This is a genomic window from Oribacterium sp. NK2B42 (assembly GCF_000424445.1).
Classification (GTDB): domain Bacteria; phylum Bacillota; class Clostridia; order Lachnospirales; family Lachnospiraceae; genus Oribacterium.
In genome coordinates this window covers 137,082-156,518 of sequence record NZ_AUJX01000004.1, presented here as the reverse complement: position 1 = coordinate 156,518, position 19,437 = coordinate 137,082, and the positions used below count along the sequence as shown (strand labels likewise).

20 protein-coding genes are annotated in these 19,437 nt (G+C 42.8%); 16 read left to right on the top strand and 4 right to left on the bottom strand.

The genetic code is table 11. From position 1 onward, the window contains the following. Positions 1-136: 136 nt before the first annotated feature. From G625_RS0101960 to G625_RS0101880, 16 genes are all read left to right on the top strand, one after another. Positions 137-814 carry a F0F1 ATP synthase subunit A gene (locus G625_RS0101960; protein WP_029199783.1) on the top strand — a complete coding sequence of 226 codons (678 nt, stop codon included), beginning with the start codon at positions 137-139 and terminating at the stop codon, positions 812-814. 117 nt (positions 815-931) lie between these two features. After that, the gene (gene atpE, locus G625_RS0101955; protein ID WP_029199782.1) at positions 932-1,147 is read left to right on the top strand and encodes an ATP synthase F0 subunit C; all 216 of its coding nucleotides are present in this window, start codon (positions 932-934) and stop codon (positions 1,145-1,147) included. A gap of 49 nt (positions 1,148-1,196) precedes the next feature. Further along, positions 1,197-1,703, top strand: a complete 507-nt coding sequence (gene atpF / locus G625_RS0101950) for a F0F1 ATP synthase subunit B (RefSeq protein WP_029199781.1) — start codon at positions 1,197-1,199, stop codon at positions 1,701-1,703. A gap of 2 nt (positions 1,704-1,705) precedes the next feature. Continuing rightward, complete coding sequence (gene atpA / locus G625_RS0101945; protein ID WP_029199780.1) at positions 1,706-3,754, top strand: F0F1 ATP synthase subunit alpha; 2,049 nt, start codon at positions 1,706-1,708, stop codon at positions 3,752-3,754. A gap of 67 nt (positions 3,755-3,821) precedes the next feature. Beyond that, entirely contained in the window at positions 3,822-4,730 is a 909-nt protein-coding gene (gene atpG / locus G625_RS0101940; RefSeq protein WP_029199779.1) for an ATP synthase F1 subunit gamma, read from the top strand. Between the two features lie 27 nt (positions 4,731-4,757). Then, complete coding sequence (gene atpD, locus G625_RS0101935; protein WP_029199778.1) at positions 4,758-6,167, top strand: F0F1 ATP synthase subunit beta; 1,410 nt, start codon at positions 4,758-4,760, stop codon at positions 6,165-6,167. Positions 6,168-6,213: 46 nt separating this feature from the next. Beyond that, a complete protein-coding gene (gene atpC, locus G625_RS0101930) occupies positions 6,214-6,639 on the top strand; it encodes an ATP synthase F1 subunit epsilon (RefSeq protein WP_029199777.1) in 426 nt (141 codons plus the stop codon). A 213-nt stretch (positions 6,640-6,852) separates the two neighbouring features. Then, positions 6,853-7,659 (top strand): pyrroline-5-carboxylate reductase, encoded by an 807-nt coding sequence (proC, locus tag G625_RS0101925; protein WP_029199776.1) that lies wholly within the window; start codon positions 6,853-6,855, stop codon positions 7,657-7,659. A 415-nt stretch (positions 7,660-8,074) separates the two neighbouring features. Further along, positions 8,075-8,824, top strand: a complete 750-nt coding sequence (locus tag G625_RS0101915; RefSeq protein WP_156884993.1) for a hypothetical protein — start codon at positions 8,075-8,077, stop codon at positions 8,822-8,824. A gap of 148 nt (positions 8,825-8,972) precedes the next feature. Next, positions 8,973-9,455, top strand: coding sequence for an Lrp/AsnC family transcriptional regulator (locus G625_RS0101910; RefSeq protein ID WP_029199774.1), 483 nt, complete (start codon positions 8,973-8,975; stop codon positions 9,453-9,455). Continuing rightward, entirely contained in the window at positions 9,452-10,612 is a 1,161-nt protein-coding gene (locus tag G625_RS0101905) for a pyridoxal phosphate-dependent aminotransferase (protein ID WP_029199773.1), read from the top strand. Before G625_RS0101910 ends, G625_RS0101905 begins: the two co-directional genes overlap by 4 nt. Before the next feature lie 132 nt (positions 10,613-10,744). Then, positions 10,745-12,070 carry an alpha-amylase family glycosyl hydrolase gene (locus tag G625_RS0101900; RefSeq protein WP_029199772.1) on the top strand — a complete coding sequence of 442 codons (1,326 nt, stop codon included), beginning with the start codon at positions 10,745-10,747 and terminating at the stop codon, positions 12,068-12,070. 156 nt (positions 12,071-12,226) lie between these two features. Continuing rightward, positions 12,227-14,125, top strand: coding sequence for a 1,4-alpha-glucan branching protein GlgB (glgB, locus tag G625_RS0101895; RefSeq protein WP_029199771.1), 1,899 nt, complete (start codon positions 12,227-12,229; stop codon positions 14,123-14,125). 142 nt (positions 14,126-14,267) lie between these two features. Beyond that, the gene (locus tag G625_RS0101890) at positions 14,268-15,017 is read left to right on the top strand and encodes a phosphotransferase (RefSeq protein WP_029199770.1); all 750 of its coding nucleotides are present in this window, start codon (positions 14,268-14,270) and stop codon (positions 15,015-15,017) included. A 125-nt stretch (positions 15,018-15,142) separates the two neighbouring features. Continuing rightward, a complete protein-coding gene (locus G625_RS0101885) occupies positions 15,143-15,901 on the top strand; it encodes a tRNA threonylcarbamoyladenosine dehydratase (protein ID WP_029199769.1) in 759 nt (252 codons plus the stop codon). 62 nt (positions 15,902-15,963) lie between these two features. Further along, positions 15,964-16,590 (top strand): hypothetical protein, encoded by a 627-nt coding sequence (locus G625_RS0101880; RefSeq protein ID WP_029199768.1) that lies wholly within the window; start codon positions 15,964-15,966, stop codon positions 16,588-16,590. Positions 16,591-16,722: 132 nt separating this feature from the next. Here the strand turns inward: G625_RS0101880 and G625_RS0101875 are convergent, their stop codons facing one another. Genes G625_RS0101875 through G625_RS0101860 form a run of 4 tightly spaced genes read right to left on the bottom strand, consistent with a single transcriptional unit; the run spans position 16,723 to position 19,432 of the window. Beyond that, positions 16,723-17,967 carry a DUF6382 domain-containing protein gene (locus tag G625_RS0101875; RefSeq protein ID WP_029199767.1) on the bottom strand — a complete coding sequence of 415 codons (1,245 nt, stop codon included), beginning with the start codon at positions 17,965-17,967 and terminating at the stop codon, positions 16,723-16,725. A 2-nt stretch (positions 17,968-17,969) separates the two neighbouring features. Continuing rightward, positions 17,970-18,206 (bottom strand): hypothetical protein, encoded by a 237-nt coding sequence (locus G625_RS0101870; RefSeq protein ID WP_029199766.1) that lies wholly within the window; start codon positions 18,204-18,206, stop codon positions 17,970-17,972. Between the two features lie 19 nt (positions 18,207-18,225). Then, a complete protein-coding gene (locus G625_RS0101865) occupies positions 18,226-18,711 on the bottom strand; it encodes a prepilin peptidase (RefSeq protein ID WP_198014817.1) in 486 nt (161 codons plus the stop codon). 7 nt (positions 18,712-18,718) lie between these two features. Beyond that, positions 18,719-19,432, bottom strand: a complete 714-nt coding sequence (locus tag G625_RS0101860; protein ID WP_198014815.1) for a hypothetical protein — start codon at positions 19,430-19,432, stop codon at positions 18,719-18,721. Between the last annotated feature and the right edge of the window lie 5 nt (positions 19,433-19,437).

Here is a 19,437-nt window from a genome sequence, read left to right as displayed (position 1 = left end):
CAAAAAATGCGGATTGAATATTAAAAATCCGGGAATATAATAAAAACCCGTGAGTGAAGTGAGTTAGTAAACATGTAAAAAATGTTTTACATCACATTTTTCACATGAACACAATAATAGAAATGGAGGTAGTCAAATGGAGCATTTTACCGAAGAACTCCAGGAACAGCTGCAGGTTTCTACAGTATTCAGTATCGGAGGAATCGGAGTTGCGGAATCAACGGTTGTAACATGGATCATCATGGCGATACTGGTCGGATTGTCAGTTTACCTCGGATCTGATCTGAAAGTCAGAAATCCGGGTAAGAAACAGCAGCTGGCAGAAATCATTGTTTCCTGGTTTGACAATTTCACGGGAGAGCTTCTGGGTGAACACGGAAAACAGTACAGTACCATAATTTCCGTTATCCTTATTTACATTGGAGTATCCAATCTAATTGGTCTTTTTGGCCTGAAGCCGCCGACAAAGGATCTCAATGTAACAGTGGGACTTTCTGTCATAAGCATCTTCCTCATAGAGATCGCGGGATTCAGAAGAAAGGGTGCCAAAGGCTGGATAAAGCATTTTTCAGAGCCTGTGGCCATTGTCACTCCTATCAATATTCTGGAGCTGGTTATCAGACCCCTGTCTCTTTGCATGAGATTGTTTGGTAATGTCCTCGGTGCGTTCATCATCATGGAGCTTATAAAGATGGTGGTTCCCGTAGGTGTTCCTGCGATCTTCAGCCTTTACTTTGATATATTTGACGGTCTTATCCAGGCCTATGTATTTGTTTTCCTGACATCTCTTTATATCCAGGATGCAACGGAATAAAGCTTCGGGAACAAAGGATGATATTTAAAACCATAAATCAGCTTATGGCAGCTTAGGTTCAGACCACAGTCCATGAGCAAAAAATATTTTTAACATTAAAGGAGAAAAAATATGAGCATGACAGCAATTGGTGTAGGTTTAGCAGCACTTGCCTGCCTGGGAGCAGGACTTTCAATCGGTATCGCAACAGGTAAAGCAGCAGAGGCTATTGCAAGACAGCCTGAAGCAGACGGAAAGATCATGAGAATCCTTCTTCTCGGATGTGCTCTTGCGGAGGCAACAGCTATTTACGGTTTCGTACTTGGTATCCTTTGCATTTTCTTCCTTAAATGATCATTCCGGAATTTCAAAATCATAATTCAAGATCATCAGGAGAGAAAGTATGTTAAGAGTAGATATCAACTTATTATTTACAGTCATTAATCTGTTGGTACTCGTCTATCTCATGAAAAAGTTTCTGTTCAAACCTGTTCGTGAGGTTATGGAGAAGCGTCAGGCAGAGATAGAAGAGTCCTATAAGAAGGCTGAACAGGTAAATGAAGATGCCAAGCATCTGAAAGAAAAATATGAGGAAAGCCTCGGAAATATCGAAGAAGAGCGAAAGAATACTATCAATAAAGCAAAAATCGATGCTTCAAAGGAATATGATGAGATAGTAAACAATGCAAACAAGAAGGCTGATAAGATTATAGCCGAAGCCAAGATCCAGGCAGAGAAGGAAGCAGAGACAAAGCAGCGTGAGATGCAGCAGCAGATGGCAGTTCTTGTTGCCGAAGCCGCTTACAAGATCGCAGCTTCCCAGGACAGCGAGGCTAATGACAGAAAGCTTTTCGATCAGTTCATAAACGGAGACAGTAATACAGTTAAACCAAGTAATCAGGAGGCATAATCGTGAGTCAGAATGCCAGAGAAATCGCAGAACGTCTGATTCAGTCACAGGTATCGGAAAGTGTAATGAGTTCAACCTCAAGAATTTTCAAGGTACTTCCCCAGACGGCTTCTCAGCTGAGTGATCCTACGATTCCCATTGAAAAGCGTTACGAGGTTATCGATAGTGTATTTCCTACAGAAGTAAGAAAGACTCTTAAGAGCCTCTGTGATGACAATGATCTGAAGAAATGGGATGAAATAGCCAAGCAGTACACAAATATACGTACTAGCAATGAAAGACAGATCCATGTACAGCTGAGATATGTGACCAGACCTTCTGAAAAACAGCTTATGGATATCCAAAAGTTTGTTTTTGATAAATATAATACCCATCACTTTGATTTTGATCTATGTGAGGATAAGAGCCTGGGCGGCGGATTTATCCTGGAAGTTGGAAATGATCAGTATGACTGGTCAACCATCGGAAGACGAAACCAGTTCCTGGAGCAGTTAAAAAATACCCGCTCGGAGTTAACCAGTGACGCCGACATCATTACCATACTTCAGCAGAGTGTAGGCAACTTCGACCTTAAGGCTGAAAAGAAGGAAATAGGCTTCATCGAGAGCATCGGTGACGGCATTGCCATAATGAATGGTCTTGACCATGCCATGTACGGCGAAGTTATCACCTTTGATAACGGAACCAAAGGTATGGTTCAGAATATCGAGAGAGACAGAATAGGCGTTATCCTGTTCGGAGACGAATCCGGGCTTTCGGAAGGAAGCAGAGGTATACGTACAGGACGAATGGCAGGTATCTCGGTTTCCGATGAGTACCTCGGAAGAGTTGTCAATGCTCTCGGAGAGCCTATTGACGGACTTGGTCCGGTAAACGGATCAGAATTCCGTGCCATCGAGCAGCCGGCCCCCGGAATCATTGACCGTTCACCGGTTAATGAACCTATGCAGACAGGAATCCTCGCCATAGATTCAATGTTTCCTATAGGAAGAGGCCAGCGTGAGCTTATTATCGGCGACCGCCAGACAGGAAAGACCTCTATTGCTATAGATACCATTCTTAATCAGCATGACAAAAACTGCATATGCATTTATGTAGCCATCGGCCAGAAGGAATCAACCGTAGCAGCTTTGGTTGAGACCTTAAAGAAGCATGAGGCTATGAGTTACACCTGTGTGGTAGCTGCTACAGCAGCAGATCCCGCACCGCTCCAGTATATAGCTCCCTACGCTGCTACATCACTGGCTGAATACTTTATGTATAAGGGTCAGGATGTTCTCATCGTATATGATGATCTTTCAAAGCATGCGGTTGCTTACAGAGCGCTTTCACTGCTTCTCGGGAGATCACCGGGACGTGAGGCATATCCGGGTGATGTATTCTATCTTCATTCAAGACTTTTGGAGCGCTCCTGCCACCTGAACAGTAAGCTTGGAGGCGGATCCATAACAGCTCTTCCTATCATAGAGACCATGGACGGTGATGTGTCTGCATACATTCCTACGAATGTTATTTCCATTACCGACGGACAGATATTCCTAGAGTCAAACCTTTTCTTTGAGGGTCAGAGACCTGCGGTGAATGTCGGACTTTCAGTATCCCGTGTGGGTGGAGCTGCCCAGACCAAGGCCATGAAGAAATCTTCAGGCTCTTTACGTATAGACCTTGCCCAGTTTAGAGAAATGGCTGTTTTCACCCAGTTCTCTTCGGATCTTGATCAGAACACAAAGGACCTTCTTACACAGGGTAATGTTTTGATGGAGCTTTTAAAGCAGCCATTATGCAATCCTTTGTCCCTGAGCGATCAGGTGATAACACTTGTGGTTGCTCTTAATCATAGCATGATGAGCATTGAGAAAAAGAAGGTCAAGGAGTTCCAGGGTAAGATGCTTTCATATTTTGCCCAGAGATATCCGGAGATAGGTAAGAATATCGAGATTTCCAAAATGATCGGAGAGGATGAAAAAAATCAGATCCTCACTGTGGCTGATGAATTCCTGAAGCTGTGGAAAGATAATGATGGAAATGTTGAGATTTCCGTAGAGAAATAATGTGGTTAAGCTGAGCTATACTTAAAAGGTATAGCTCATTTAGAATTATTGTATAGAGGAGTTAATTGTGGCAACAACAAGAGAACTGCGAGACAGAATCTCAAGCATCGATAATACTTTAAAGATCACAAATGCCATGTATCTTATCTCCAGTACCAAGCTGCGTAAAGCCAAGATAGAATTACAGCAGACTGAACCGTACTTCTACACACTTCAGACAATGATCCAGCGAATACTCAGGCATCTTCCTGAAGGCTTCACGCATCCCTATCTTGATCTGAGAGAGGATCTGAGAGAGCGATTCGATCCAAAGCATTACCGTACTGCCATAATATGTGTTACAGCAGATAAGGGACTTGCGGGAGCGTATAATCATAATGTGATCAAACGTACGGAGGAATTGCTTAAGGAACGGCCCGATCACAGATTATATATCGTAGGTGAGATGGGGAGAGTTTATTTCAGACAGGCCGGTGTGGATATAGAAGAGCATTTTCATTATACAGCTCAGAACCCTACATTGCATCGTGCACGTGTTATCACAGGTCGTATGCTAGATCTTTTTCAACAGGACAGGATAGATTCTGTTTACATAGTGTACACAAGAATGAAGAACTCTTTGGAGATGATCACAGAAACAGAGCAGTTGTTACCGATAGATAAGATCAATGGCGGTGCTTTGACTACTACCATACCTATGGTGGCCGGAATGGAGGAGTTCAGACTCAGACCTACTCCTAAGGCTATTATCGATAATGTAATCCCTGATTATATCAACGGTTTCATATATAGCGCTCTGGTTGAATCCTTCTGTTCTGAGCAGAATGCACGTATGACAGCTATGGACGCAGCCAACAGAAGCGGTAACAAGCTGAAGCAGGAACTTAGCATCCAGTATAACAGATCACGTCAGGCAGCTATCACCCAGGAGATTACAGAAATTGCTGCAGGTGCAAGAGCTCAAAAGATGCATTAGTATAGCATAATTTAAGAGGAGATATATATGCAGACAGGAAAAATTGTGCAGGTCATGGGACCGGTGGTGGATGTTTTGTTTGAGACCGGCTCTGTTCCCGAGATAAAGACTGCACTTATTGTAGATAATCATGGTACAAAATGTACCATGGAGGTTGCTCAGCAGCTTGGGCACAGTACAGTCAGGTGCATCATGCTTACTGCCAGCGAAGGCCTTGAAAGGGATATGGAAGTTATCGATACCGGAAAGGGAATTACGGTTCCGGTAGGAGAAAAAACTCTGGGAAGACTTTTCAATGTGCTTGGTGATGCTATAGACGGAAAGGAAGATCCTGAAACGGAAGAACGTTGGGAAATCCATAGAAAACCGCCTAAGTTTGAGGACCAGAATCCGGCACAAGAGATACTTGAGACCGGTATCAAAGTTATAGATCTTATTGCTCCCTATGCAAAAGGTGGAAAGATCGGACTTTTTGGAGGTGCCGGTGTAGGAAAAACAGTCCTTATACAGGAGCTCATAAGAAACATTGCTACTGAGCACGGTGGGTACTCCATATTTACAGGTGTAGGAGAACGTTCCCGTGAAGGAAACGATCTTTACAGTGAGATGACGGAAAGCGGAGTTATCAAAAATACAGCCCTCGTATTTGGACAGATGAATGAGGCCCCGGGTGCAAGAATGAGAGTTGCGGAGACCGGTCTCACCATGGCTGAGTATTTCCGTGATGTACAGCATAAGGATGTGCTTCTGTTTATTGATAACATATTCAGATTCGTACAGGCTGGTTCTGAAGTATCATCGCTTCTTGGCCGTATGCCTTCAGCGGTAGGATATCAGCCGACTCTTGCAACTGAGATGGGTCAGTTACAGGAAAGGATCGCATCAACAAAGAGCGGATCGGTCACATCGGTTCAGGCGGTATATGTACCTGCAGATGACCTGACAGACCCTGCTCCGGCAACAACATTTGCTCATCTTGATGCGACCACCGTACTTAGCCGTAAGGTAGTTGAACAGGGTATCTATCCGGCTGTAGATCCTCTTGAGTCATCATCAAGAATACTGACAGAGGATATAGTAGGTAAGGAACACTATGATACAGCGCAGAGTGTATTACGTATCCTCCAGAAATACAAAGAACTTCAGGATATCATCGCGATTCTCGGTATGGAAGAACTTTCAGAGGAAGATAAGATGACTGTATACCGTGCCAGAAAGATAAGAAACTTCCTTAGCCAGCCTTTCTTCGTAGGCGAACAGTTTACGGGTGTACCCGGAAGATATGTTCCGCTTCAGGAGACTGTCAGAGGATTCAAGGCCATAATCAACGGAGAAATGGATGAATATCCTGAGAATGCATTTTTTAATGTAGGTACTATCGATGATGTAAAGAAAAAGGCAGATGATATCGCGAGTGCCGAAAGTAAAAAGCTTTAAACATATAACATGATAGTGGTTAACAGTAAAATGTGAGGTTTATAGAATGGCAGATACACCAAGCTTCAGCTTAAAGGTAATAGCGTCCAATAAAGTCTTTTATGATGCTCAGGCAGAATATCTGCAGATAATCACGCTGACCGGTTCACGCGGGATCATGGCACATCACGCACCGTGTATAGTTGCAGTAGAAACCGGGCAGATGAGTATACTAAAGCCGGACGGAGAAAGAATTACGGTGGTAGTGAGCGGAGGAATCTGCTCAGTTGCCAATAACCGTGTAACTGTGCTTGTTGATACATGCGAGACTGCCGAAGAGATAGACATAAGAAGAGCAGAGGAAGCAAAAGAAAGAGCATTGGAACAGCTCAGACAGAAGCAGTCAGTCGGAGAATATAAGATGACACAGTCATCACTCGCAAGAGCCCTTACCCGACTTGAGTTTTCAAGCCATAAAAAGCACTATATTTGATGGATTAATAAGCAAAAAGCAGACTTATGGCATTTACGCTCATAGGTCTGTTTTTTTATCCGGCAAAAAAAGAAATGGCATTGGAGAGCATGAGAATATAAAATAAAAGAAGGATTACAGTGGATACAGAGTATTTATATGCATTAGATGGTTGGATTGTCGGGTATTGCAGATTATATTTTAAGCACAGACATTCAGAGAGAGGAGTTCCGGATGAATACAGCTGAAGAATTAAAAATTGGTTTTATTGGTTTTGGGAATATGGCGGGAGCAATAGCTGAAGGACTTATCAATTCAGGCTTTGCGGCCGAAAACTGCTATGCAGCAGCAGGTCACTTTGACAGGCTTAAGGAAAAGTGTGAGAAAATGGGCGGAATTAACCCTGTTGAAGATATATCGGATCTTATCGATGCTTCTGATATAATCTTTATCGCAGTGAAACCTGCTAAGATAAAAGAGGTTATCACACCTGTAAGAGCTCAGCTTTCTTTAAGCGGCAAGGTTATAGTGTCTGTTGTATGGGGATATAATTATGACCGATACTTTGATGAAGAGGTTCTCGTTAAGGGGACTCATGTCATATGTTCCTGCCCCAATACTCCGGTTGCCATAAATAAGGGGATTTTTGTTGTGGAGAATAAGAATTCCCTTTCAGAGGAAGAGTTTGAAAGCGTAAACGAACTTCTGGGAAGGATAGGCCTGGTTATTCCGGTAGAGACAAAGCTTCTGGGCATTTCCGGTACTGTCTGCGGATGCGGTCCTGCCTTTACGGATATGTTCATAGAATCACTTTCAGATGCAGCGGTAATGTACGGAATACCGAGAAAAACAGCTTATCAGATGGTGTCAAGGATGATAGAGGGTACCTCTGCACTGCAGCTCCACAGCGGAAAGCATCCCGGAGAGATGAAGGATGAAGTTTGTTCACCGGGCGGATCAACCATAAAGGGTGTTGCGGCCCTGGAGGAACATGGATTCAGGGGAGCTGTGATAGATGCCGTAAAGACAATACAGGGATGAACCTCTAAAATTATAAAAAACTTGTCAGTATTAAGTAAAAAGTGTATTATATAGAAAAATTGTTGGCATGGATTTTTGACGTTAGGTCATAGATGCCGGTTGAAACATTAATATAGAAGAGGTTTCAGGGAGACAGTATAGAGATGATGAATCCAAAAACAAAGAAAACCATATCAGCGGTTATTGTCATTGCTCTTGTATTTGCAATGGTGCTGACAATGGTTCTTCCTTATATTTTGAAATAAGAAAGAGAAATGCGAGGCGGCAGTCCATTGCGGACTGCCGCTTCTTTTATAGTGATAAGTCCGCCACATCACAGGCGCTTCATAACAGGTTCCTGTAGAAGCTGCCTCGATACAGGTGACGGTCTGCGAAGAATCGGGAAGGGATCTTCCTGATCTATTATGGTGACAGTATGGAACAAAGTATAATGCCGGGGCAGGATCTTGTTTTAGTAGGCGAGATAGGTACCCATGGGGCTGAGAAGCTTTTGGAATTGTATCCGGAAGAAATAAATAAAAGATTTTCAAGCTTCTATCTTTCCGAAGAAAAAAGAAAGCTCTCGGATCAGAAAGCTGTAATGGAGCAGTGGTATCATGCCGCCCGGGAGGCGCGAGCGGAGGAGGCTTCGGCAGATCCCGTTGAGTATGCCATGCCGGATTACAGGAAGATTTACGGAGTAACTGAAATACGAAAGGTTGAAAAGGGCGGAATACTTAAAGCATTGTGGGATTTTTGTGAGGCGGCTGCATTGGACCCGGAAACCGGAAGAAAAAAGGGATACGGGCTTGGATGTGAATTTAGATACGACAGCATACCTGTAAGCCAGTTTACCATGGAGATATGTGAGTTATTCGATGTTTTGCCATACAGACTTTGGTCCCGGGACTGTTTCCTCATGACCATGGAAAAGGGAGATCACTTTTGCCGTGATTTTCTGGAGATGCAGTTAAGAGCATCAAAAAAGCTGGCGGACGAGACATTTTTAAAGGGGTCAAGAGTGGGTTTTGACAGTGAACAGCATGCGAGAACCACGGAACCTGTAAAAGCATCTGTTTTCGGAAGGATAACAAAGGAAAAGAAGCGCATAAGGGTAGACGGTACAGAGATCGGATATCTGACAAGGGAAAGCTATGAAGAGCTTGACAGATTCCTTAAACAGTGACCGGTGGAAGTGACATTCCGGTTGCCGGTAAGGGTTCGGAGGATAAGATCGCGTTACCTTAATAGAGTCTTAAGTTGAATGAACAGTTACAGGATATTAAAATTAAAATAATGTTATAGGGAAGTTTAAAAAATGTAAGGAGTAAATCATGAGAGAAAAAATCTTAACCATCATAGAAAAGAATTCCCGACTTACAGTCAAGGATATCGCAAGTATCCTGGGTGAGTCTGACGCCAAGGTTGCCGCAGAGATAGAGGCAATGGAAAATGAACATATTATTTGCGGATATCATACTCTTATAAACTGGGACAAAACTCAGGATGAGAGAGTTGATGCTCTTATAGAAGTAAAGGTAACACCTCAGCGCGGACTTGGATTTGACTCCATAGCACAGCGCATCTATCAGTATGATGAGGTTGATGCGGTTTATCTTATGTCAGGTTCCTTTGATTTTACCGTGCTTATAAGCGGAAAAACCATGAAGGAGGTCGCTTCCTTCGTATCCAGCAAGCTTTCTCCCATGGATTCCGTGCTTTCCACAGCTACACATTTTGTACTTAAGAAATATAAAGATCATGGCACCGTTATAGAACAGCCAAGAGTTGACGAGAGAATGAAGGTATCACCATGAGAAATCCATTGAACAGTAAGATCACAGGGATTCAGCCCAGTGGTATAAGAAAATTTTTTGATATAGTTTCGGAGATGAAGGATGCCATATCCCTCGGAGTCGGTGAGCCTGATTTTGACACTCCCTGGCATATAAGAGAAGAGGGTATACATTCTCTCGAGAGAGGAAGAACCTTTTATACCTCCAATTCAGGCCTTAAGGAACTGAGAGATGAGATCACCAGGTATATAAAAAGAAAGTACAATGTGGACTATAATCCGGTGACAGAGACCCTGGTAACTGTAGGCGGATCAGAGGCCATAGATATGGCTCTCAGGGTAATGCTGGATCCCGGGGATGAAGTGCTGGTACCTCAGCCCAGTTACGTATCCTACGTTCCCTGCACCATTATGGCAGGCGGAACACCTGTGCCTATAGAGCTTGAGGAAAAGGATGAGTTCAGACTGACACCGGAGAAGCTTCAGGAAAAGATCACGCCGAAGACAAAGGTGCTGGTACTCCCCTTCCCCAACAATCCTACGGGAGCAATTATGGAGAAGGAGGATCTCGAGAAGATCATACCTATCATCGAAGAGCACGACCTCTTTGTTATTACGGATGAAATCTACAGTGAACTAAGCTACAAGGGAACTCCCTCCAGCATCATCGAGTTTCCGGGAATGCGTGAGAGAACTGTTTATATCAACGGTTTCTCCAAGGCTTATGCTATGACCGGATGGAGACTTGGATACTGCTGCGGACCTCAGATCATAATGCAGCAGATTCTCAAACTTCATCAGTTCGCTATCATGTGCGCTCCCACAACTTCACAGTATGCTGCTACTGAAGCCCTGAAAAACGGTGACGATGATGTAGCCAAGATGAGAGAGTCGTATAATGAGAGAAGAAGATATCTGGTGACACGTTTGAGAGAGATGGGCATGGAGTGTTTTGAGCCTTATGGGGCTTTCTATGTATTTCCGTCCATCAAACGCTTTAATATGAGTTCGGAGGAATTTGCAACGAGACTTCTTCAAGAAGAAAAGGTGGCTCTCGTTCCAGGTACCGCCTTCGGGGATTGCGGCGAAGGATTTTTGCGTATATCCTATGCATATTCGCTTCAGGATCTGAAGAAGGCTCTGGACAGGATAGAAAAATTTGTTAGCAGACTGAAATAAACAGATAATCCCCGGGGATTCTTTTGAGGTACTCAAAACTATATGGCTTACATGGTAAATTTTTGGTAGTAACGAAAGAATCCTTTATCGACTGATGACCATTGCGGAATTTTTTTTACATACGGAGGAAATATGGCCTGGTACGATAGTGCAATTTTTTATCATATGTATCCCCTTGGTATGGTGGGAGCCGAAAAAGTGAATGATGGCGGAAAAGTGAAACGCCGCTTTGATCAGCTTACGGCTTTTATCCCCTATCTTAAGGTACTTGGATGTGACGCCATATACATTGGCCCGCTCTTTGAGTCAGGAAGTCATGGGTATGACACCACTGATTACAAAACCGTAGACCGTAGACTGGGTACCAATGAAGACTTTCGGAAATTTGTGGATACGGCCCATAATTACGGCATCCACGTAATAGTTGATACAGTTTTTAATCACACAGGCAGAGACTTTTTTGCATTTAAAGATATAAGGGAAAAGGGACCGGACAGTCAGTATAAGGACTGGTACAAAGGCATCAATTTCGGAGGTCGTTCACCGAGAGGTGATAATTTCGGCTATTCCGCATGGCGCGGGGCATGGGAGCTTCCGGAGCTTAACTTCAACAATGAGCATATGCGAAAATATCTCATAGAAGTGGTACAGTATTGGGTAGATACCTTTGATATCGACGGATTGAGGCTTGACTGTGCTGATGTTCTGGATATCAACTTCCAAAAGTCCTTAAGATACTTCACGACCCAGATGAAGCCGGATTTCTGGCTTATGGGTGAGGTTATACATGGGGAGTATCCAAGATGGGTTAATGCTGAAACCCTGCATTCAGTCACAAACTATGAGCTTCATAAATCCATTTACAGCGGTTTCAACAGCCATAACTTTTTTGAGATTGCCCATAATCTCAATCGGAATATGAATATTGCGAGGGATCTGTATCTGTTCCTTGAGAATCATGATGTGGACAGGATCGCTTCAAAGCTTGAGAATAAAGATAACCTTAAGCCCTGTTACATGGCTCTTTTTACCATGCCGGGCAAGCCTTCAATCTACTATGGCGGTGAATTCGGACTTGAAGGCAGGAAGAAGGACGGTTGTGATGACAGTCCTCTGAGACCTTCCATCAATATTGACGAAATGAAGCCCAACAGCTTTACTTCCTTTGTCGCCAAGCTTGCGGAAATACACGGTAAGAATTCAGAGCTTCACATGGGACAGTATAAAGAGCTTTATCTCCAATGTAAGCAATGGGCATATGCCCGCGTAGATACTAACAGTGCGGTGATAACGGCATTAAACAATGCAGAAGAACCGGCTGTATTCTATGTAAGCCTGCCAGTGAAGGGTAATGTTGCCTTTGATCTTATTACGGAAGAAGAGATTGAGATCGAGCAGGATGACAGGATCATGATAAATCTTGAACCGAATTCGGGAAAGATTATAAAAATAAAATGAGATAAATGATTTTTTTAATGGAGGAAAAGAATGTCAGCTAGGTCATCAAGAAGAAAAAAAATAACTAAACCTAAGGTGGAAAAAAGTAACGTAGCGATAAAAAACACACCTGTGACCGCAGTTTCCGTTGATGCACCAAAAACCAAGAGGCAGAATATGGAAGAATTGGATCCCGTATTTTTAACGCAGTTAGACCGTTATCTTTTTGGAGAAGGCAGAAATTACAAGATTTATCAGAAGATGGGAGCACATCCTGCTGTACTCAACGGAAAGAAGGGAATGCATTTTGCTGTCTGGGCACCTCATGCCAAGGCTGTAGCCATCGTTTGCGACAGAAACGGATGGGATGTGGAAGCGAATTATATGCTTCCCCTGGAAGACAGCGGAATATATGAAGGCTTTATAGAAAACATGGGTTATGATGAGCTCTACAAATTCGCCATACATACCCAGAGAGGCGAAATATTATATAAAGCCGATCCCTATGCTTTTTCTGCAGAATACAGACCCGGAACCGCTTCAAAGACTGCTGATGTAGCCGGTTATCCATGGGGGGATGGTGAGTGGCTCAGCAAAAGAGCTGCAACTCCTACATTTGCACAGCCTATGGCCATTTACGAATGTCATATAGGTTCATGGCGTAAGAAAGACCGGGAAGAGAAGAACGGTTTCTATAATTACAGAGAGGCAGCAGATGAGCTTGCACAGTATTGTAATGATATGGGATACACCCATGTGGAGCTTATGGGAATAGCCGAGCATCCTCTGGACGCAAGCTGGGGTTATCAGGTTACAGGTTATTATGCACCTACCAGCAGATACGGTTCCCCCAAGGATTTTATGTACATGGTGGATCATCTGCACCAGAAGGGAATCGGAGTCATTCTTGACTGGGTTCCGGCACACTTCCCGAAGGATGCCCAGGGACTTGCGGATTTTGACGGTACCCCTACCTATGAATATCCGGATCCACGTATGGGAGAGCATCCTGACTGGGGCACAAAGATATTTAACTACAGCAAGAATGAGGTAAAGAATTTCCTGATCGGAAACGCTCTTTACTGGTATGACGAGTACCATATAGACGGACTCCGTGTGGATGCGGTTGCATCGATGTTATATCTTGACTATGGACGTAAGGATGGTCAGTGGTGTCCGAACAAGTTTGGAGGCAACGGAAATCTGGATGCCATGGAGTTCTTCAAGCATCTCAATTCCGTAATACGCGGCAGAAAAGACGGAACCATGATCATCGCAGAGGAGTCCACAGCCTGGCCGAAGGTAACAACTCCTCCCGAGGATGATGGTCTGGGATTTACCTATAAGTGGAATATGGGCTGGATGCATGACTTCCTTGATTACATGAAGCTGGATCCCTTATTCCGTAAGGGTGCACATAACCTTATGACCTTCGGTATGAGCTATGCCACTGCCGAAAAATTCATTCTTGTACTTTCACATGATGAGGTAGTGCATCTTAAGTGCTCCATGATAAACAAGATGCCCGGAATCTATGAGGACAAGTTCAGGAATCTGAAGTGCGGCTATCTGTTCATGTTTGGCCATGCCGGAAAGAAGCTTCTTTTCATGGGACAGGACTTTGCCCAGCTTCATGAGTGGAATGAGAATGTGGCTTTGGACTGGTATCTCATGGATGAACCATGGCATAAGAATGTACATGAATTTATGAGGGATCTCCTTCATATGTACAGAAAATATCCTGCTTTGTGGGAGCTTGATGACAGCTGGCAGGGATTTGAGTGGATCAATGCCGATGATAATGACAGATCCATTTTCAGCTTTATACGAAAGGACAAGACCGGAAAGAACAGCCTTCTCTTCGTTATCAATATGACTCCTATGGAAAGAAAGGACTACATGGTAGGAGCACCTGTAAAGACCAAATATACTTTGATCCTGGATGAAAACGGAAATACAAGAGCGGATGCAAAGAATGTTTATCTTGCAGAAAAAGGAGAATGTGACGGTAAACCATTCCGTATCAAATATTCATTACCGGCCTACGGATGCGCAGTATTCAGGTTCAATTATTGATAATAAAAAATTTGTTATTTTTTTAACGATTTTTGTTTCCTTTTGGAAAGCACTGTAGTATGATAGGTTTATCCAAAGAACGGATGGACATTTTTAGAACGACAGTGAATACATAAGGGTTATATGTAAAGGAGACAGGAACATGGCAAGAGAGTTATTATCACAAAAAGCAACTCAGAGTGTTTATCGCGACGGAGATAAAATCTTAAAGATATTTGCCAAAGATTTTGACAAGTCTGAAGTTTTCCATGAGGCATTTATCAATACTCGTGTTGAGAATATTGACGGGATAAACGTACCAAAGATAATCGGCATCAGAGTTGAAGATGGACAGTGGATCATCGAAAAAGAGTACATTGAAGGAAAGACTCTTCAGCAGCTTATGGATGAAAATCCGGACAAGCTTGACGAGTATATTGGAAAGATGGTAGACCTTCAGCTTCTTATTTTCACAAAGAAGGCACCTCTTCTCCAGAAGCTGAGAGACAAGCTGACCTATCAGATTAATGGATTAAACACCATTGATTCAAGCACAAGATATGAGCTTCTTACAAGACTTGAGTCTATGCCAAAGCACTTTAAGCTTGTGCATGGAGATTTCAGACCTTCAAACATCATCGTTAAGGATGACGGAAGTATGTATCTTATCGACTGGGTACATGCTTCACAGGGTAATGCAAGTGCGGATGTTGCAAGAACTTATATCATTTTGTACCTTAAGAATAAGGATGCAGCTGAGAAGTATTATGCTGATTTCTGTGCAAAGACAAATACAGATAAGAGCTATGTACATAAGTGGCTGCCTATCGTTGCAGCAGCAAATCTTACCAAGAACAGACCTGAGGAGAAAGAGATTCTCGAAAGCTGGCTTAACGTTGCAGATTTGATGTAAACAAAGTATGATGAAACCGTCGCCCCGGGGCGACGGTTTTTTAGTAAGCATGAAGATAGTGTTGACATAGGTAATGTACAGGACGGATACATGCTATGTGATTTGGGATTATTACAGGAGTTATCATGGAAACTACATTCAGCAGAACCGAGTTACTTCTAGGGAAAGAGGCTGTGGAAAGGCTTAAAAATAAAAGAGTGATAGTGTTTGGTGTAGGAGGCGTCGGGGGATATGTATGTGAAGTTCTGGCCAGAACCGGGGTAGGCAGCATTGACTTGGTGGATAATGACACAGTTAATGAATCCAATATCAACCGTCAGATCATAGCCACGAGAAAAACCATCGGAAGATATAAAGTTGATGTAATGGCAGAAAGGATCAACGACATAAATCCCGAGTGCAGAGTTAACGCACACAGGATGTTTTTTCTTCCCGAAAACAGTCATGAATTTGATTTTCGGGAATATGACTATGTTGTGGATGCTGTAGATACCGTTACAGCCAAGATACAGATAATAGCAGCCTGTAATGAAGCCGGGACTCCGGTGCTTAGCAGTATGGGGGCGGGAAATAAACTGGATCCTACAAAATTCCAGGTTGCTGACATTTATAAAACCTCCATAGATCCTCTGGCCAGAGTTATGCGTCATGAACTTAAAAAAAGAGGTATAAAGAAGCTTAAAGTCGTTTTCTCCACTGAATTACCTGTAAAACCGAAGGGAAATGTGGAAAAATCGCCTGAGGAGTCGGAAACTTCCGCTTATCACGATGTTGCTTCCGGAGCTTTCAAAAAGGCACCCCCCGGATCTGTGGCATTTGTACCATCTGTTGCAGGAATGATAATTGGTGGAGAAGTTATAAAGGATCTTATAAAAGACTGGTAAAAATCTCCGGGAATTATTAAAATAAAGAAAGAAATTTATTTATGCGTTGGCGAGGTGATTTTATGAAGAGATGGTATAGCGTAGAGAGGGTTGTATTACTTATAAAACAGGAAGAATTTCCATCCATATATCCCAGATACGTAAAAAGTAACATAAAGTATATCCAGGGTGAGTGGTTAAAGGATATGAGAGATCCCAACACACCCAGTGTTACCATGGAGCAATTTGTTAACCGGGAGATTGTTGGTTCAGTCAAATGGATAAGAGGCGAGTTCGCCGGAGGTAAGGGGGATGATGAATCCCAGTTTTTTGATCTTTATGCTGTTGACGGAAACAAGGAAGGGGTCAGCATAGTGTTTACTCCTTTTATTACCGTTGATGGCTTCGGAAATACAGGCTTTAACAATAAAAGAATAAAGACTGATCTTTCAGAAATGGAAAAGGTTTACTATATTCTTCCTAACAGACCGGAATTCAGTGATATGATAGGTGCTATTTCCGGAAAGGCTTATTCTGCCATTGCTATTAATCAGGAGTTCAGAAAAAAGCTTGGTAATTATCTTCCGGATGACTTTGCATTGGAAAAACATATCGGAATACTGAATTATACCTACGAAAGAGATCTGGATGCAGAAGAAAAAGCGGCAGAGAAAGCAGCGGAAGCCGGGGATAAGGAAGCAGCAGAGTAATACTGCGGATTTATAACTTCACATCACTATTTGTTCTGCCGTTTGATGGTGGAATGGAGATTAGTGTGAAAAATACTTTTCATCACTATTTGTGCCGTCGACCAAAGGCGGCGGAATGGGTATTAATATGTATTATGCAATTTGAGCCTCATCGGGCATTTTATGCATAATGAGGTCAATTGCAATCATGAGAGACAGGCCGGCTTCTAAAGCCAGGATCAGAGGGAGAGTTTTTCTAAAGATAAAAGCACCTTTCAGGAACCAGACCAGAGAGGGAATCGCGATCATAAGAAGAACAGAAAGCAAAATCTTTCCCCTCAGAGAATGATCCCCGGATTTAGAATCAAGCCTGTCTTTTATTGTTGCTTCATTCTGTAAAGCTTCGGTTTTTCTGCTTTCCTTTGACTTATGGATCTGCGGGAATGTAAAAATACCGAACAGCTTTGAATCCTCAGGTTCTGCCAGATTACGAACCTCCACATTTTGAGAAAGGTCATTAACAGGGTAGTTATTCTTGTCGTAATCTGAAGGGAAGGAAATACTGCCAGCACCGGTTTCGGGATACGGGGAGGCAGAAGACAGGGACATTATGCCGGAAGATATTCCGGGGACCGCCTCTTCCTTTTCGCTCTTGAGCTGAGCCTTCAGCTTCAAAAATTCTATATCTTCACTTGCTTCAGTACTGTCCATAAGAGCTTCAGAAGGAGCCTTACTGTTATTGTTCAGGATTATTCCGGCATCCACAGGTCTGAAAATTCCATCCCGGGAAATGAGACCCGGCTGCTTTTTTGTATTATCGGCAGAAACATTATTCAGCTCCTTCTCTTTTTCAATGTTTGTGCGCACGATTCGCATGAGGTCAGTTAATTGATAGAATTCCTTGCCTGTTTCCTGAAATAAGGAATAGCCGATGATGACGGCTCTGTCATCTTCATAATCAATATGCTTTAAAACATAGGTGAGAAGCTCTGTAAGTTCATCCCTGAAAACATTGTTATATGTCGGAATCAGCGTAAAAAGCCACTTGTTGCTGTCCGGATTGTAGAAAACGGAAGATGAGGAAAGAAATACGGAGTTTTCAGAGATCATATACTCTTCCAGGGAAGAAAGAAAATCATTGAGACATTCCATAAAGACCGAGATGTCCTGATGAGATAATGCTTTTGTATCGAAAAGCCTGTTCATGGGTTCAAGACCGGTGACATTGTAGCTTAAGATCGTACCTTCCGGTGAATGTTCATAAACCAAAGGTAAAGCACCGGGTACAGGGGTTTCCTTTAAAAGCTTTGTTTCATATGCTTCCGGTGATATATCCATATTCCTGATGTTCATAAAGCTATGTGTAAGTGAATGTTCAAAACTGATGTTGTTTTCCATGATTAGGACTCTCCTTCTTCTGCAGGATCGATGTCCTGCTCAAATATACTGATTTCCCGAATGAAATTTTCCGGTTTAAATATTTTTTCACCATCCGGTTTATGGCTGTCCAATTCCTCTTCGATGGCAGTTCTTGTGAAGTTGTTGATCTTTGATTGAAGGTGGACGGCTCCGTTTATCAAAGTGGCTATAACTAAAAAAGTAAAGCTTAGTACATAGGTGGCTTCAATTGTGTTCATAGTAACTCCGGGTTAGAGATTAAAGGTTAAGATTCATAAGAATTGGATAAAGCCCCGGCAGCATAAGGGGTATAAGGGGCAGTGACATATGTTGAAGATCCCTGTTTTTGATTTTTCCGTAAATCAGCATCACAGCACTTAAAACAAATGCCGAAAGAAAGCCGCTGATAAAGATGAAAAGTACGGATCTTACATTGATATAAAGTGCTGAAATGGTCATAAATACAGCATCTCCTATCCCGAGAGCTCCTCTTGAAACGAGACTGACAAAAAGCAACAGAAGACCCGGGATAAATCTTATGACAAGGTCATTCAATAAAGAGATGTCAAAAGCTGTTTTGGTAAAAATATTATGATACAGGAATAAAGGGAATCCTGTGAGGATAAAAATGAGATGTATCATATTCGGCACAGCTCTGTATCTGAGATCAAATACACAGGCCAGAAAAAAATAAAACAGAAATATAAAAAAACAGACTTTAGATAGAATAATAGTATTTAACATAGGGATTTTAACCGCAGCGGACGCAGCCATGTTTGCCCATAGCCTCTGCTTCGGATTTTTTAAAGGGTTGAATGTAACTTGATAAGGTTTTACAGGTGGGAGTACTGTGATAGCTTCTGGCCCCGCTGGTATAGTAAACAACTGACATTCTTGTATTTGGTCTGCAGGAGGCGCAGGGAGAAAATCGTCCACCGAACTTCGTGCGAAGGGTTTTCATTTCTTCCCCGGAAGCCTTATGTATCTCATGGGTTATATAGGTACAGTCCATGGTAGTATGATAAACATCGCTTTCCTTTGTACTTACATAAACCGTGATATCATCCTTTATTCCGGTGTTTCCGTTATCCTCCATCCAGCGGTTGCCGTCAGCACCTATCCAGGCTCTCCGGCTGCTTACTACCTGCTGCTCAATGCTGTTCAGTCCAAAAACCGAAAAAGGCAGTAAAGCATCATAATCAGCCACATACTTGATGTTTTTATCGGTTACCTCAGAATCCTTCAGCATATCGATATGCGCCATTCCGGGCTGCTCTATCTGGTGACCAAGAGCCAGAGCGGAAAGGGTGGTTTCAAAGCTGCTTACCATATCTTTATCCAGCTTCAGGGTTCCTTCTTTTCTTTTGTAGTATTCAATGTATTTTTCCTGAGCCACCATGCGGGAATTCTCTTCAAGGATCACAAGAGCATTACGCTGGTGGTTCAGGATCAACATGGGTGTCATGAGGA